Origin of the sequence: Azonexus sp. (genome assembly GCF_047638095.1) — a bacterium.
Lineage (GTDB): Bacteria > Pseudomonadota > Gammaproteobacteria > Burkholderiales > Rhodocyclaceae > Azonexus.
Genome location: NZ_JBLJBW010000003.1, coordinates 23,093 through 37,475, shown reverse-complemented (window position 1 = coordinate 37,475; position 14,383 = coordinate 23,093). Strand labels below are relative to the sequence as shown.

Genomic DNA, 14,383 nt, shown 5'->3' with positions numbered 1-14,383 from the left:
CCAGGCCGCCGGGCGTTTGGCCCGGCATGCCACACCAGCGAATCAGGCTTGCGCCGTTTCTTCCGGCCAGTTTTTGATGTAATTTTTGAGCAAGGTATTTTCCAGGCTCTGCTCTTCAAGCACGGCTTTGGCCACATCGAGGAATGAAATTACACCTTGCAGATCGCCATTTTCTACCACCGGCAGATAACGCGAGTGTTTCTCGATCATCAAACGCCGTAGGCTATTGGCGTCCATGTCCGGCGGCACGGTCACCGGATCGGCTACCATGACCTCACGCACCGTCGGCGATTTTCCGCTCGCATTGGCCGCTTTCACCGCCTGCAAAACCTCACGAAAAGTCACCATGCCGACCATCTTCCCCGCCGCCATGACTACCAGCGAACCGACATCGAGGTCCGCCATGGTCGCCACCACGGCTTCCAAGGTTTGCTCGGGCGTCGTCGTATACAACACGCCGCCTTTGACGCGCAGAATTTCCTTGACCAACATCTTGATTTTCTCCGTTCATCCCACAACTAGAATGCGCAGGATATTAGTGGATGCGCGCCCGATACGCAAAGCAGCATTTACCCACCACACGCCTTTCTTGAGTGCAGGTTTGATTGCCCCCTCAATTGCCCCCCTCAGCCAACCAAGTCCACACGCCATTTGATACTTTTTCCGTTCCGGGCTAACCTGCCTCCGTTTTTTTACTCCATCTTCCTACCCCACTTTCAGCGGACTTCAAACAATGACCACACCCTACGAAATCAACCGCAGCGGCACACTGGCGGAAACCGGCCAGCAAAACCGCGTACTGAAAAACACCTACATGCTGCTCGGCCTTTCCATGGTGCCGACGGTGCTTGGCGCGCTCCTTGGCATTCAGATGGGTTTTTCCTTCTTTGCCGGCAGCCCGATGATTTCCTTCCTGCTCTTCATGGGCATCGCTTTTGGTTTCATGTGGGCGATCGAAAAAAACAAAAACAGCGGCTTAGGTGTCGCCCTTCTGCTGGGTTTTACCTTTTTCATGGGTTTGATGCTCTCGCGCATCCTGCAATACGCCCTGGGCTTCAGTAATGGCGGCTCGATGATTGCCCTGGCGGCTGGCGGCACGGGTGCCATTTTTCTCACCCTCTCCTCGATTGCGGCGACCACCAAGCGTAATTTCACTGGCATGGGCAACTTTCTGTTTGCCGGCGTGATACTGGTTTTGCTGGCCATCATCGCCAACATTTTCTTCCAGATTCCGGCCTTGTCGCTGGCCATCTCCGCAGCGGTCGTGGGGATTTTTTCGGCCTACATCCTGTATGACATCAGCCGTATCGTGCATGGCGGAGAAACCAGCTACGTCAGTGCCACCCTGGCGGTATATCTCGACGTATACAACATCTTCGTCAGCCTCTTGCAGCTGATCATGGCCTTTACCGGCGAGCGTGACTAAAGCATTTTGCCGTCACACGCGAGCGCAACGGCCGGTGTCAGCACCGGCCGTTTTTCATGCCCGCTCGAACAAAGCGATCGACTCGACGTGCGCCGTGTGCGCAAACATGTTGATAACCCCCGCCGCCTGCAAACGGTAGCCTTTGAGCGCACACAATACGCCAGCATCGCGCGCCAGTGTCGCCGGGTTGCAAGAAACATAGACCAGACGTTGCGCCGCCTGATGCCCCAGTGCCTTGCACAATTCAAGCGCGCCTTCGCGCGGCGGATCGATCAACATTTTGTCGAACGCCCCCAAACCCGCAAGCCAGCTTTCACTGCAGGCAAACAAATTCGCGCCGACAAATTTCACCTGTCCATCCAGCCCATGCTGGCGTGCCGCCTCCCGCGCACGCTCGAGCAATGCGGAACTGCCTTCCACGCCCAAGACCTGCGCCCCACGGCGCGCGATGGGCAAGGTGAAATTACCCAAACCGCAAAACATATCGGCGATCCGCTCACCGGGCTGCGGATCGAGCAACTGCACGGCGCGACGCAGCAGCACCCGATTCATGGCGTGATTGACCTGAGTGAAATCGGTCGGACGAAAAGCGAATTCCAGATCGAATTCTGGCAGCACATAAGTGAGCGGCGGCCCAGGCAAAGGGTAAAAACGCTCGGCCGTCTCAGGGCCCTTGGGCTGCAGATAAAACACCACCTGATGCTGGTCCGCAAAGGCACGCAAAGCCGCCTCGTCTTGCTTGCTCAATTTTTGCAAAATGCGCAAAACCAGTGCCGTACATCTTTCTCCCACGGCAACTTCGATCTGCGGCAGGCGCTCCGCGATACTCAAGCCGCCCAACAAGGCGCGTAAAGGCATCAACAAGGCCGATACCGGCGGCGGCATCACATGGCACTCACGAATGTCTGCGATATAGCTGCTGCGCCATTCGTGAAAACCAATCAGCATGGTGTCTTGCGCAGCCAGTTTGCGCACCCCCAAGCGTGCCCGGTGGCGGTATCCCCAGGAAGGCCCCTGCACCGGCGGCAAAATCTGCGCCGGGCGCACCCGGCCGATGTGCCACAAACTGTCTTCGAGCACGCGTTGTTTTGCCGCCAGTTGCGCCCCAGCCTCCATATGCTGCATCGCACAACCACCACACACACCAAAATGCGGACACTTTGGCGTCACTCGCGCCGGTGACGCACGCAACACCTGCACCAGATGCGCCAATTCGTACCTGGATTTCTGGCGAAAACTGGCGTACTCAACTTCTTCACCGGGCAAAGCCGCATCGACAAAAATAGTTTTGCCATCGCGCCGCGTAATCCCCCGCGCCTCATGATCCAAGGATTCAATAATTCCGGTCGGCACAGCCCGCTCCGAGAAAAAACGCGAATTCTATCAATTCAGTTATAGTCCGCCACATGGCGCGCACCTTAATCAACACTTGGGCTGACTATCTGGATGCGGCAGATGCCTTATTGGCACGCTGCACGCGCAGCCTTTACGTTTTTGACGGCGATCTCGCCAATTTGCGCTGGGAAAATGCACAACGACTTGACGTCCTGAACGCCTTCCTGACCCGCGACAACAGCGCTGCGCTGCATATCGTGTTGCGCGAAGGGCAGCATTTTCTAACGCAAGCGCCGCGCCTTTACCAAATGTTACAAACCTGGTCACAGCGCGTACAGGTGCGGCAAACGCCGCGTGCGCTCTCTGAATTGCGCGATGCCATTTTTATCATCGACGGCGAACATGCCTTGATCCGCTTCGAAAAAATGCTCCCACGCAGCGTATTGATCGAAAACAGCGCAGAGGAAATTTTGCCCTACCAACAGCGTTTCGACGAAATCTGGCAAGAATCAGGAAAAAACCTGTTGCATTCCACCTTGGGTTTATGACAATTTTCGTGACAACAGCGTATCACGCTGCACCGCAACACGATTTTTCGCTATAATCGCGGCCGGATCGGCGCTTGCTGACCGGCCCAACACCGAATCGGATTGTGTAATCTCTTTGTAGTTGTTTCTTGTCGATAAGGAAATCTCATGAACAAGCTGTCTATTCTCTTCGCTGCCCTGTTTGCCGTCGCTCTGAGCGCCTGCGGTAAGAAGGAAGAACCGGTTGCTCCGCCGCCGGCCCCGGTTGAACAAGCTGCTCCGGCTGCTGCTCCGGCCGAACAAGCTGCTCCGGCTGCTGAACAAGCTGCTCCGGCCGCTGAAGGCGAAGCCGCTCCGGCTGCTGAAGGCGAAGCCGCTCCGGCCGCCGAGCAAGCTGCTCCGGCTGCTGAACAAGCCGCTCCGGCCGCTGAAGAGAAGAAGTAATCTTCTTACCTCCAGCGAAGAAAACGGGACTACGGTCCCGTTTTTTTACGCCCGGTTTTTTTACGCCCGGTTTTCTGGGAGTTGCTTTTTACGAGCTTTGCCCAGCAACAAAAAACCGGGAACATGCCCGGTTTTTTCACAACGATCAGAAAAATAGCGCGGCACTTCAGCGGAGTTCTTGCTGCAACAAGCCCAAAATACGCTTCGCCGTATCTGAACGATCGACGCCACCTTCGTTGGTCAGCACCTGCACCGCTGTATTGCTGCCCGCTGTGTCAAGGAAAATCCGATATTGGCCGCGTGTATCGACCGGCTTGTCGGCACTCCAGAAATTGAGCTTGGACAACCAGCCGTCTTTTTTCTTGCTGGCATTATCTTTATCTGGATCGACGTAGCGCACGAAATACAAGCCGCGCGAACGGTCGCGATCTTCAACGGTAAAGCCGATGCGATCGAGCGCCAGGCCGACGCGCTGCCAAGCGCGATCAAAGCGGTCAAACACTTCCAACTTGCCGCTACCGTCTGCCGCGCTGCCTAAACGCGCGCGCTCAGGGGTTTTTTGTGTTGCCAAGGCAGCCTCGGCACGTTTTTCCTCTGCCCCCAAACGCACCATCAGGCGGCGCAGCATTTCTGCTTCCAGCTCCGGATCGGCGGCACGCGGCTGCCAGCGCGTATCTTCTTGCGCCGTCGAGGTATACACCTCTTCCATAGCACGGTGGCTGATGTAAATTTCTGTCGTCCCGGCGACCGCACCCGGCTCCAGGCGAGTGCGGAATTTGTCGCGCTCGCCGGTTGAATACAGGGAATCGATAATGCGGCCCAGCGTATTACGGATAATGTCAGAAGGAATCTTGGCCCGGTCTTCGGCCCAATCAGTTTCCATGACACCGGCTTCAGGGCGCTCCACATTCACAATAAACCCGGTTTCCTGCCAGAACTCCTTGATCGTTTCCCAGAGCGCTTCCGGCGGCATGGCGGCGACCAGCCAGCGCTGATTTCCGGAGCGCTCGACACGAATTTTGTCGACCTGCGGCAACAAGCTCGTTTGCCCCGCTTGCGCACCCGGAGCGCGCTCTGCGGCATAGGCGGAGAAAGTTGCCGAACCGCGCCCAGCATCATCAGGCACCAGATAGCGGTCGTCTTTTTGCAGGCTGGAGAGATCCGGCGGCACTTCCAGAGTGGGAATTTTGCCGGCCGATTTGTATTCTATCTTGCGCCCTTCCGGGATGATGTTGCCGCTACAACCGGCCACGGCTACGGCCAACAGGCAAAGTGTCAGCCCGGGCAGACGACGGTTTTGTACATTCATCAAAGACTAACTCCGGTTGGAAACCTCCCCTTTCGGGGGATAAACATGCCTGAAAAGGGGCTAGGCTTTCCCAGGCTGTTTTGCACGATGGTGTGCGTCGATTGAAACATGCCTGATTTATACCGCAATGCCCGCCTGGCGCATCGCCGCCAGCACGCGCGCTTGATTTCCTTCACTCAAAGGCGTGAGCGGCAGGCGAACGCCTTCTTCCATCAGCCCCATTTGCTGCACGGCCCATTTCACGGGAATCGGATTGGCTTCGCAGAACAAATCGCGGTGCAGCCCCAAGAGGCGGAAATGCAACTCGCGCGCCTTGGCAACTTCGCCGGCGGCAGCGGCAAGACACATCTCGTGCATCAGACGCGGTGCCACGTTGGCGGTAACCGAGATATTGCCGTGGAAGCCAAACAGAATCGACAAAACACAGGTGAGATCATCGCCGCTGTACAGGGCAAAATCCTTGGGGGCACGCTGGATCAGGTCGTAAGCGCGATCCATGTTGCCAGTAGCATCTTTCACCCCGACGATGCCCGGCACCTGCGCCAAACGCAAAATGGTGTCGTTACTCATGTCGGCCACGGTGCGCCCCGGCACGTTGTACAAGAGCACCGGCAAATCGACCGCTTCGGCGATGGTGCGGAAGTGGCGATACAGGCCCTCTTGCGTCGGTTTGTTGTAATAGGGCACCACCGACAGTGCCATATCGGCACCCGCAGTTTTGGCAAACTGGGTCAGCTCGATGGCTTCCGCCGTGGAATTCGCGCCCGTGCCGGCGATCACCGGAATGCGCCCGGCGGCATGTTCCACCGTGGTTTTGATCAGGGTGCAGTGTTCTTCGACATCGACCGTGGGCGATTCGCCCGTGGTACCAACAACAACGAGGGCATCGCTGCCTTCTTGCACATGAAAATCGACCAAACGGCGCAGGGCGGCAAGATCAAGGCTGCCGTCCGCGTGCATGGGGGTAACAATGGCGACAATGGATCCGGTAATCATGAAAATCGGCTCAAAAATAACGGGGGGATTGTAACTGAAAGGATTGATGTAAATGAAACCCAGACGGCCAGGGCACTAAAAACCGCCATAAAAAACCCGCCACACTGCTGCAGCGGGTTTTTATTTCTACAAACCGAGTGCTTACATACGCTCGAAAACGCAGGCGATACCTTGCCCGCCGCCGATGCACATGGTCACCAGAGCGTACTTACCGCCCGTGCGCTGCAGCTCGTACACCGCCTTGGTGGCAATGAAAGCGCCGGAGCAGCCGACCGGATGGCCGAGCGCGATGGCGCCGCCGTTCGGATTGGTCTTGACCGGATCGAGGCCCAGGCCCTTGGACACGGCGATGGCTTGTGCGGCAAAGGCTTCGTTCGATTCAATGACATCCATCTGATCGAGCGTCAGACCGGCTTTTTTCAGCGCCAGCTTGGTTGCTGGAATCGGGCCTTCGCCCATCACGTCGTTCGGCACACCGGCCACGGCGTAGGAGACCAGACGCGCCAAGGGCTTCTGCCCGGCCTTGGCCGCCAGATCGGCGGCGGCAAGCACGAAGAAAGCCGCGCCGTCGTTGATGCCGGAAGCGTTGCCGGCAGTGACCGTACCGTCCTTCTTGAAGGCCGGTTTCATCTTGGCGAGCGACTCCAGGGTGGTCGCAGGCTTCAGATGCTCATCGGCATCGAACACCACCTCGCCCTTGCGGGTTTGCTTGACGATGGGCACGATCTGCGATTTGAAATGCCCGGCAGCTTGCGCAGCAGCGGCGCGACGCTGGGATTCCAGCGCGCAGGCGTCCTGCTCTTCGCGGCTGATGCCCCACTTGGCGGCAAGATTTTCAGCGGTGATGCCCATGTGGCCGACACCAAACGGGTCGGTCAGCACGGCGACCATCATGTCGATGGCTTTGCTGTCGCCCATGCGTGCGCCGGAACGCAAGGCCGGCAGCAGATAACCGCCGCGCGACATGACTTCGACGCCGCCACCGATGCCGTAGTCGCAATCACCCAGCATGATCTGCTGCGCCGTGGTGACGATGCCTTGCAGGCCGGAAGAACACAGGCGATTCACCTGCATGGCCACCGAATCCATCGGCAGGCCGGCCTGAATCGAAGCCACGCGCGGCACATAGGCGTAGCGCGAATCGGTCGGGATGCAGTTGCCAACGGTGACGTAGTTGATTTGCTGCGGATCGACGCCAGAGCGGCTGACCGCTTCCTTCATCACGGTGCCGGCGAGTTCGGCCGGCTCCATCTCCGACAAAGCACCACCAAATGCACCGATCGCGGAACGCACTGCACTCAGAACAACAACTTCTCTAGTCATGAACAACCTCCTCAAAGAAACCAATCAGCCCACCAACGCGGCAAGCCCCAGCAAAAGAAGCAAAATAACCCATAACACCGTCGCCCGCCAAACCAAACCGACGGCGCGCTGCAAAGTATCGGGGTCGGCCGGTTCGCCGACGCCGAACTCAATCGCCGCCGAGGCCTCGCCCTCGGCAAAATAATCGCCTTGCAAACGCACCCCCAATGCCCCTGCCCCGCTGGCCAGAACAATCGCCGAATCGACCCGGATGAACGCACCAGAAGCCTGCTGACGCCAGCAATGCAAGGCATCCTCAAAGTTGCCGACAATGGCAAAGGCAGTGGCGGTTGCCCGTTGCGGCAGCCAGTCGAGACAGGCAAAAGCACGCTGGGAAAAACGGGCAAATTCACCGTCTTCCGGTGCCAAACGCCCCCAACGTTCGCACACGATCTGCGCCAAACGGTAAAGCAAAACGCCGGATGGCCCCGGAAAAATCAATAAGCACAAGAGCACCGCAAACACATGCCGATGCGCCGCCAGCAGTGCAGTTTGTATGGCTTCGGCAGCAATTTCTTCGGCGCTCAGCGCCTGCCGCCCGCGGCCTTGCCACTCGGCCAGCGCCTGGCGCGCCCGTTCGAGGTCACCCAGGCGCAAAGCCAGTTGAATCGCGCTGAAATGGTGGCTGAACTGACGAAAACCCATGCCCAGATAAAGCACGCCGGCCGTCAGCAAAAATCCCAAAAAAACATTCAGCGCATCCAGCGCAAAATAAAGCAAGGCCAGCCCTAGGCTAGGCAAAAACACAGCCACCCACCACGCCGCCATACCGTGGCGGCGCAGCCCGGCGTTAAAACGCTGGGCAATGAAATCCGCCCAGCGCTGCAAAGGGTCGCCAACGATCTGCCAATACGCCAGCGGCCGATATTGCTCCAGCAAAAACACGGCGATCAAGGCAAAAAGTTTCATGCAAAAACAGCGGTGGCAGCGCGCGAGAAATCAGAGCGCATCAAGATACCACAAGCCTTTGCGACAAAGAATGGATCATCCCCGCAGTGGCCCCCCAAATGAAATGCCGACCATAGGGCATGGCGTAATAATGGCGCAGCGCCCCGCGCAAAAAAATGGAATGACGCTGATGATTGGCCGGGTCGAGTAAAAAAGCCAGCGGCACCTCAAAAATTTCCGCCACCTCGAAAGGGTCCGGCCGCACGGTAAAAGGCGGCTTTATCAAACCCACCACCGGCGTCACCACAAAGCCCGTGCCCGTATGGTATTGCGGGAGATAACCACAAATTTCGATATGCTGACGGGCCAGGCCGATCTCTTCCTCGGTTTCGCGCAGCGCCGTCGCCTGCGGCGAAACATCCTCCGCATCCACCCGCCCGCCGGGAAAACTGATTTGCCCGGCGTGGTCGCGCAAATGGTCGGTGCGCTGCGTGAGCAGTACGGTGTACCCCTCTGCCCGCTGCACGATGGGAAAAAGCACCGCCGCCGGGGTCGGCTGGACAATGCCCGCGCCCCCGTCCTCCACCACCTGCTCTGCCGATGACGGCTCCGGCAAGAGGCTGCGCCGCAGTTGTTCGAAGCTTGGAGACACGCGCTTAGAAGCGTTTCTTCAAGGTCATGGTGGCACCGTCACGCTGCATCTCCATGCGATTCAAAAAACTCATACCCAACAGCGCCACCGGCATGTCGGTCGAGTGAATCGCCGCATCCACCTGATGCAGCACAATGCCGCCGACACGCACCTGATCGAGCTTGACGATGCTGATCTGGGTCTGCCCGTTGGCCGTTTGCGAAATCCCTTGCCGCCCCTTGCTCGGATCCAACCCCATGCGCCGCGCGTCACTCGCCCCGAGAGAAATCATGCTCGCCCCGGTATCCACCAAAAACCGCACCGAAGTCCCATTCACCGTACCTGTAGTCACGAAATGCCCCTGCCCGTCGGCCGTCAAAATCACTTTGTTGCCGCCATCAGAAGCCAGCCCCACCGCATGTTGCCCCACCCGCAAAGGCCGTTTACGCCCGGCGATCTCGACCACCACCTGATCCCCCTGCACCGACACCAGCTTGATCCCGTCGATGCTCGTACCCACCGTAACTACCTTGGGCGGCGCACCGTTGATCATCAACAACGCCTTGCTGCCCATGATGCCAGCCAGCCCGACCTCCTGCGCCTGCGCCGCAGCACCCGGCAAAACAAAACCTGCCAGCAACAAAGCCCGCCAACCCCATTTACGGAACACCAAGCGCATAGCCGCCCCCTGAAAAATGCCCGTCGATTGAAGATTAAAATCAGCGGGCATTCTGCCACAAGCCGCTCGCCCTCTGCGCGCTGCGTCTGCCCAAAGCGGCATAGCATCAGGGACGTGGCCTGCAGCAGCGGCCGATCCTGCCTGCCCTCACCTCGCGCAGCTAAGAGGTCGGCGTCGCTCCTCGCTTATTTGTTCACAAGCCAAGCGCCAATTTTCTGCACGACATCTTGTTCTATGCCGTTAAATCCGTGATACGCAGCTGGTTTACAGGCGTCGCCACTGCTGCTGCCCCCGGTGACCGCGAGCAATTCCTTGCGCGGGGCGTTTCTGAGCCCATCCATGACCTGCGGGGCAAGAGCAAACGGGCAGTGCTCACACCCATCCTGCTCATGATGAACGATCAAGGCAGGGATATGGATCTTTCCTAACGGCATCGCCAACACGGAACGACTCTTGTCATCGGCGAGGATGGAAGCGGTAAGGACTATTCCATCCGGGCCTTCCGGGCCTGTCAGTTCGGTCGCGATGTAGGCCACAGATTGCGTTCCGCGACTCGTGCCCACCAGCCAAACGGGAAGCTTGCTCGTCTCGCGCACCCAGGCAATGACGGCCTTGATGTCTGCCACATGTTCCGGCCGCTGCCGAAAGCCTTGCAGAAACGGTGGCGACTGCCTGTCGGATGGAGCGTCAAGAATGATAACGTTGAAGCCTTGGTCTACAAAATTCTGGCGCGTGCGCACGAGAAAGTTGTTGTCGCCCCACTTCATCGATCCGTTGGCATAGAGCTGCAACCCACCGTGGCCGCCGGGGAACAAGATCAGGCTTGCTTTGGCACCCGGGGTGTTCGATACGAGCAGCTTTTGGACGACACCAGGCCGAGTTGGAATCTCCATCGTTTGCGCCCCCGCCGAAGTCGCGATGAAGAAAAAACCGAGTAAACAATAAAAATAGTTCATGCTGCCTCCTATGGCGTTTGTTTCCAGACTGAGCACAAAAAACAGTTTTCAGAAAAACCAAACCCGGCGTGTTCAGCAATGGTTTCAGATCGCAGCGCGCTTCACGGTCGCGGCCCCGAATCAATCATTGGACACTTCCCTCGATCACGATCCGATCACCATCTCGGCTTCAATCGTAGCCCAATTACGCTTTCATCACTGGGTGAGATTCTCTTGTTTTTTTCCGGCGGCAAGCGTTGGCCACCGACAGACACAAAAGACAGTCTTGGCGCACCGTCCTCCAAAGAGCCCGTAATGACAATCCGCGCGCCTCGTCGTAAGATTCAGCCACCTTGCGCGGCGCTCAAAGCCCTGTCACGAGCTCAGCCCGCAAACCTGTAGCAAAACGCCGCGCCATGTCGAGCCGCTCATCTATTGCCTTGGCAAAGATGCCCAAGCCCGTTAAAAAGTTCTGCCACGGCAAGCTGCATCAGCCCCTGAACTCGAACGCCAGCCGCCATAACCACGGAAAAAAGGAAATTCAGTATGAATAGAAAAATCTTTGTTGCAGGCGCGAGTGGGGCGATCGGTCGAAGGCTCTGCCGCTTGCTCGTTGCTGAGGGCTGGTCTGTTACTGGTACGACCCGTTCGCCAGAGAAAGCGGCAATGCTGCGCGAGCTCGGCGTTGAACCAGCCATCGTTGACGTATTCAACGAGCCTCTATTGCTCGAAATAATGCGCAAAGCGCAGCCTGAGATCGTGCTTCATCAACTGACCGACCTGCCTCCGGCTCTTGAGCCTACGCAGATGGCCGCAGCCTTGGTGCGCAATGCGCGGCTCCGCGAAATCGGCACGCGTAACCTGGTCGCCGCTGCCGTCGCCGCAGGTGCGAAGCGCATGGTGGCGCAAAGCCTGGCCTTCGTCTATGCACCTGGCCCGAGGCCCTACCGTGAAGAGGCGCCGTTGTGCCTGGATGACCCTGCCTTTGGTGAGACTGCGCGCGCGGTTGCCAGTCTTGAGCAGCAAGTGCTTAACGCACCACTCACGGGAGTCGTTCTGCGCTACGGGAAGCTCTATGGGCCGGGAACGGGGTTCGATCTAGCCCCCAGCGACGGACCACTGCATGTCGATGATGCCGCAGATGCCGCGCGGCGGGCGCTGACTCGTGGCGTCAGGGGGATATATAACATTGCCGAGGACGATGGCACGGTCTGCATCAATAAAGCGGCCGACGCCCTGGGTTGGGTACCCGGGTTTCGTTTGGGCGAGTAGCAGCGCTCATTTCACTGGCCGGCGCAAAAAACTGCGCCGGCCAGTAAATTCAAACTTTATTTTTTAGATATGTTTTGGGGAAACGCAGTGGAGAAAACCTGGAAATCGGCAATCACACTTTTCCTGGTTCGGGCTGCCAGATGCAACAGATGACGGCGATTTAAGAGAAGTTTCTTTCAGCAATTCGCTGTCAAGCCCCCCTCCATCACGCTCGTTTCGCCCCTTACCCCACCTCAATCCCGGTAATTCCCATCCTTGATCGGGAAGTCGGTGATCTTGCCGCGCACCAGCGTGATGGCTTCGCGTAGTTCGTCGATCTTTTTGCCGGAGACGCGCACGGCGTCACCTTGAATAGCGGCTTGCGCTTTGAGCTTGGCGTCTTTGATGAGTTTGACGATTTTCTTGGCGAGTTCGCTGTCGATGCCGTCCTTGATCTTCAGTTCCTGCTTGGCTTTGTTGCCGGAAACGCTCTGGATTTTTTGCGCATCGAGACGTTTGACACTGTCTTTTTCCTTTTTTTCCAGGGCGGGAAAAAGAATGTCCTTGATCTGGTCGAGCTGGAATTCGGAATCGCCCCACAGGGTGATGAGCTTGTCTTTTTCGTTCAGTTCGACCTTGGCGGAAGTGCCTTTGAAGTCGTAGCGATTGTCGATCTGACGGGCGGCGACGTCGACGGCGTTTTTCAAGGCCACCATGTCGGCTTCGGAAGTGAAATCAAAACTGGGCATGGCGCTTACCCGAAGTGGCAGACGTAGTGATACGGCTCGTCGCAGGCGATGTCGAACGACGAATCACCCGGCACATTGAAAGACTGGCCCGCGCCGTAGCGCGTCCATTCGCTTTCGCCCTTGAGTTTGACGCGGCAGGTGCCGCCCACACCTTCCATGATTTCCGGCGCGCCGGTGTTGAAGGTGAGCGTGGCGGGCAGGATGACGCCGACGGTTTTTTTCGTGCCGTCGGCCAGGATCACGGTATGGCTGACGCACTTGCCGTCGAAATAGACATTGGCGGCCTTGACGACGCTGACTTGATCGAATTGTTGCGACATTTCAGATTCCCCACATTTTCTGGATGATGCCTTTGGCGATGAAGCCCAGCATGCCGAAGGCGAGCACGAAGAACAGGACGAAAGTCCCGGTCTTGCCCGCTTTCGAGCGCCAGGCGATCTCGCCGATGATGAACAGCATGAAAACGATGAACGCGCCCACCCCCCAGGTCGAGAAAAAATCAGCGATTTGTTCCTCGGAGAGGCCAAAAAGCCCGGTCGGTGGTGCGGCGGGTTCCATCCTTGCGTCCTTTCCTTAAGGCTTAGCCCTTGCGCGCCTTGAGATTGGCGGCAATGCGCATGCGCAGGGCGTTCAGCTTGATGAAACCACCGGCGTCTTTCTGGTCGTAGGCACCGGCGTCATCCTCGAAGGTGGCGATGGTCGGGTCGAACAGCGAATCGGTCTTGGAATCGCGGCCAACGACGATGACGTTGCCCTTGTAGAGCTTGAGGCGCACGAAACCGTTGACGCACTGCTGGGTGTGGTCGATCAGGGTTTGCAGGGCGACGCGCTCCGGGCTCCACCAGTAGCCGTTGTACACCAGGCTGGCGTAGCGCGGCATCAGGTCGTCCTTCAAGTGGGCGACTTCGCGGTCGAGCGTGACCGATTCGATGGCGCGGTGCGCCTTGAGCAAAATGGTGCCGCCGGGGGTTTCGTAGCAGCCGCGCGATTTCATGCCGACGTAGCGGTTTTCCACCAGATCGAGGCGGCCGATGCCGTGCTTGCCGCCGAGTTCGTTCAGCTTGGCGAGCAGTTCGTGAGCTTTCATGCGCTGGCCGTTGATCGCCACCAGATCGCCCCGCTCGAAATCGAGATCGAGGTACTCTGCCGCATCCGGCGCGGCTTCCGGCGACACCGTCCAGCGCCACATCGATTCTTCGGCTTCCGCCGCCGGGTCTTCCAGGTGGCGACCTTCGTAGGAAATGTGCAGGAGGTTGGCGTCCATCGAATAGGGCGAACCGCCCTGCTTGTGCTTCATATCGACCGGGATGCCATGCTGTTCGGCGTAGGCCATGAGCTTTTCGCGCGACAGCAGATCCCATTCGCGCCACGGCGCAATGACCTTGACGCCCGGCTTCAGGGCGTAAGCACCCAGCTCGAAGCGCACCTGGTCGTTGCCCTTGCCGGTCGCGCCGTGCGAGATGGCGTCGGCACCGGTCAGGTTGGTGATTTCGATCAGGCGCTTGGCGATCAGCGGGCGGGCGATGGAGGTGCCGAGCAGGTATTCGCCTTCATAGACGGTGTTGGCGCGAAACATCGGAAAAACGAAATCGCGCACGAATTCTTCGCGCAAATCGTCGATGAAGATGTTTTCCGGCTTGATGCCGGCCTTCAGGGCCTTGGCGCGGGCTGGCTCGAGTTCCTCGCCCTGGCCCAGATCGGCGGTGAAGGTGACCACTTCACATTGATAGGTATCTTGCAACCACTTCAGGATGACCGAAGTGTCCAGACCGCCGGAATAGGCCAGCACCACTTTTTTGACGTCGCTCATTTCGCTTTCCTTGCTCTGTGTTACCGCCGCCGGCCCCTGCC

17 protein-coding genes are annotated in these 14,383 nt (G+C 58.3%); 4 read left to right on the top strand and 13 right to left on the bottom strand.

The window, feature by feature from the left end:
- Window positions 1-42: 42 nt before the first annotated feature.
- Window positions 43-492 carry a CBS domain-containing protein gene (locus tag ACM62Q_RS01370; RefSeq protein WP_415033184.1) on the bottom strand — a complete coding sequence of 150 codons (450 nt, stop codon included), beginning with the start codon at window positions 490-492 and terminating at the stop codon, window positions 43-45.
- A gap of 241 nt (window positions 493-733) precedes the next feature.
- Here ACM62Q_RS01370 and ACM62Q_RS01365 point away from each other — a divergent pair, with 241 nt between their 5' ends.
- On the top strand, window positions 734-1,426 hold the full coding sequence (locus ACM62Q_RS01365; RefSeq protein ID WP_415033183.1) for a Bax inhibitor-1/YccA family protein: 693 nt from the start codon (window positions 734-736) through the stop codon (window positions 1,424-1,426).
- A 54-nt stretch (window positions 1,427-1,480) separates the two neighbouring features.
- On the opposite strand, the gene rlmD is transcribed toward ACM62Q_RS01365, so the two are convergent.
- Window positions 1,481-2,779, bottom strand: coding sequence for a 23S rRNA (uracil(1939)-C(5))-methyltransferase RlmD (gene rlmD / locus ACM62Q_RS01360; protein WP_415033182.1), 1,299 nt, complete (start codon window positions 2,777-2,779; stop codon window positions 1,481-1,483).
- Window positions 2,780-2,832: 53 nt separating this feature from the next.
- Here rlmD and ACM62Q_RS01355 point away from each other — a divergent pair, with 53 nt between their 5' ends.
- Window positions 2,833-3,309 carry a hypothetical protein gene (locus ACM62Q_RS01355; RefSeq protein ID WP_415033181.1) on the top strand — a complete coding sequence of 159 codons (477 nt, stop codon included), beginning with the start codon at window positions 2,833-2,835 and terminating at the stop codon, window positions 3,307-3,309.
- A gap of 147 nt (window positions 3,310-3,456) precedes the next feature.
- Window positions 3,457-3,732, top strand: a complete 276-nt coding sequence (locus tag ACM62Q_RS01350; RefSeq protein ID WP_415033180.1) for a hypothetical protein — start codon at window positions 3,457-3,459, stop codon at window positions 3,730-3,732.
- A gap of 166 nt (window positions 3,733-3,898) precedes the next feature.
- Here ACM62Q_RS01350 and bamC read toward each other — a convergent pair whose 3' ends face one another.
- The 7 genes from bamC to ACM62Q_RS01315 all read right to left on the bottom strand — a co-directional run bounded on the left by bamC (window position 3,899) and on the right by ACM62Q_RS01315 (window position 10,553).
- On the bottom strand, window positions 3,899-5,041 hold the full coding sequence (gene bamC, locus ACM62Q_RS01345; RefSeq protein ID WP_415033179.1) for an outer membrane protein assembly factor BamC: 1,143 nt from the start codon (window positions 5,039-5,041) through the stop codon (window positions 3,899-3,901).
- A gap of 117 nt (window positions 5,042-5,158) precedes the next feature.
- Complete coding sequence (gene dapA / locus ACM62Q_RS01340) at window positions 5,159-6,037, bottom strand: 4-hydroxy-tetrahydrodipicolinate synthase (protein ID WP_415033178.1); 879 nt, start codon at window positions 6,035-6,037, stop codon at window positions 5,159-5,161.
- A 141-nt stretch (window positions 6,038-6,178) separates the two neighbouring features.
- Window positions 6,179-7,360, bottom strand: coding sequence for an acetyl-CoA C-acyltransferase family protein (locus tag ACM62Q_RS01335; RefSeq protein ID WP_415033177.1), 1,182 nt, complete (start codon window positions 7,358-7,360; stop codon window positions 6,179-6,181).
- Between the two features lie 24 nt (window positions 7,361-7,384).
- On the bottom strand, window positions 7,385-8,308 hold the full coding sequence (locus tag ACM62Q_RS01330) for a CobD/CbiB family protein (protein ID WP_415033176.1): 924 nt from the start codon (window positions 8,306-8,308) through the stop codon (window positions 7,385-7,387).
- A 40-nt stretch (window positions 8,309-8,348) separates the two neighbouring features.
- On the bottom strand, window positions 8,349-8,939 hold the full coding sequence (locus tag ACM62Q_RS01325) for a CoA pyrophosphatase (protein WP_415033175.1): 591 nt from the start codon (window positions 8,937-8,939) through the stop codon (window positions 8,349-8,351).
- A 4-nt stretch (window positions 8,940-8,943) separates the two neighbouring features.
- Entirely contained in the window at window positions 8,944-9,597 is a 654-nt protein-coding gene (locus ACM62Q_RS01320) for a TIGR02281 family clan AA aspartic protease (RefSeq protein WP_415033174.1), read from the bottom strand.
- Between the two features lie 185 nt (window positions 9,598-9,782).
- A complete protein-coding gene (locus ACM62Q_RS01315) occupies window positions 9,783-10,553 on the bottom strand; it encodes an alpha/beta hydrolase (RefSeq protein ID WP_415033173.1) in 771 nt (256 codons plus the stop codon).
- Window positions 10,554-11,078: 525 nt separating this feature from the next.
- Here ACM62Q_RS01315 and ACM62Q_RS01310 point away from each other — a divergent pair.
- The gene (locus ACM62Q_RS01310; protein WP_415033172.1) at window positions 11,079-11,804 is read left to right on the top strand and encodes an NAD-dependent epimerase/dehydratase family protein; all 726 of its coding nucleotides are present in this window, start codon (window positions 11,079-11,081) and stop codon (window positions 11,802-11,804) included.
- A gap of 233 nt (window positions 11,805-12,037) precedes the next feature.
- Here the strand turns inward: ACM62Q_RS01310 and ACM62Q_RS01305 are convergent, their stop codons facing one another.
- Genes ACM62Q_RS01305 through ACM62Q_RS01290 form a run of 4 tightly spaced genes read right to left on the bottom strand, consistent with a single transcriptional unit; the run spans window position 12,038 to window position 14,342 of the window.
- Window positions 12,038-12,532: a YajQ family cyclic di-GMP-binding protein gene (locus tag ACM62Q_RS01305; RefSeq protein ID WP_415033171.1), complete on the bottom strand. Its 495-nt coding sequence runs from the start codon at window positions 12,530-12,532 to the stop codon at window positions 12,038-12,040.
- 5 nt (window positions 12,533-12,537) lie between these two features.
- Window positions 12,538-12,852 carry a pyrimidine/purine nucleoside phosphorylase gene (locus tag ACM62Q_RS01300; protein WP_415033170.1) on the bottom strand — a complete coding sequence of 105 codons (315 nt, stop codon included), beginning with the start codon at window positions 12,850-12,852 and terminating at the stop codon, window positions 12,538-12,540.
- A gap of 1 nt (window position 12,853) precedes the next feature.
- Window positions 12,854-13,090, bottom strand: a complete 237-nt coding sequence (locus ACM62Q_RS01295; protein WP_415033169.1) for a DUF2788 domain-containing protein — start codon at window positions 13,088-13,090, stop codon at window positions 12,854-12,856.
- Window positions 13,091-13,112: 22 nt separating this feature from the next.
- Entirely contained in the window at window positions 13,113-14,342 is a 1,230-nt protein-coding gene (locus ACM62Q_RS01290; RefSeq protein WP_415033168.1) for an argininosuccinate synthase, read from the bottom strand.
- Window positions 14,343-14,383: the final 41 nt, after the last annotated feature.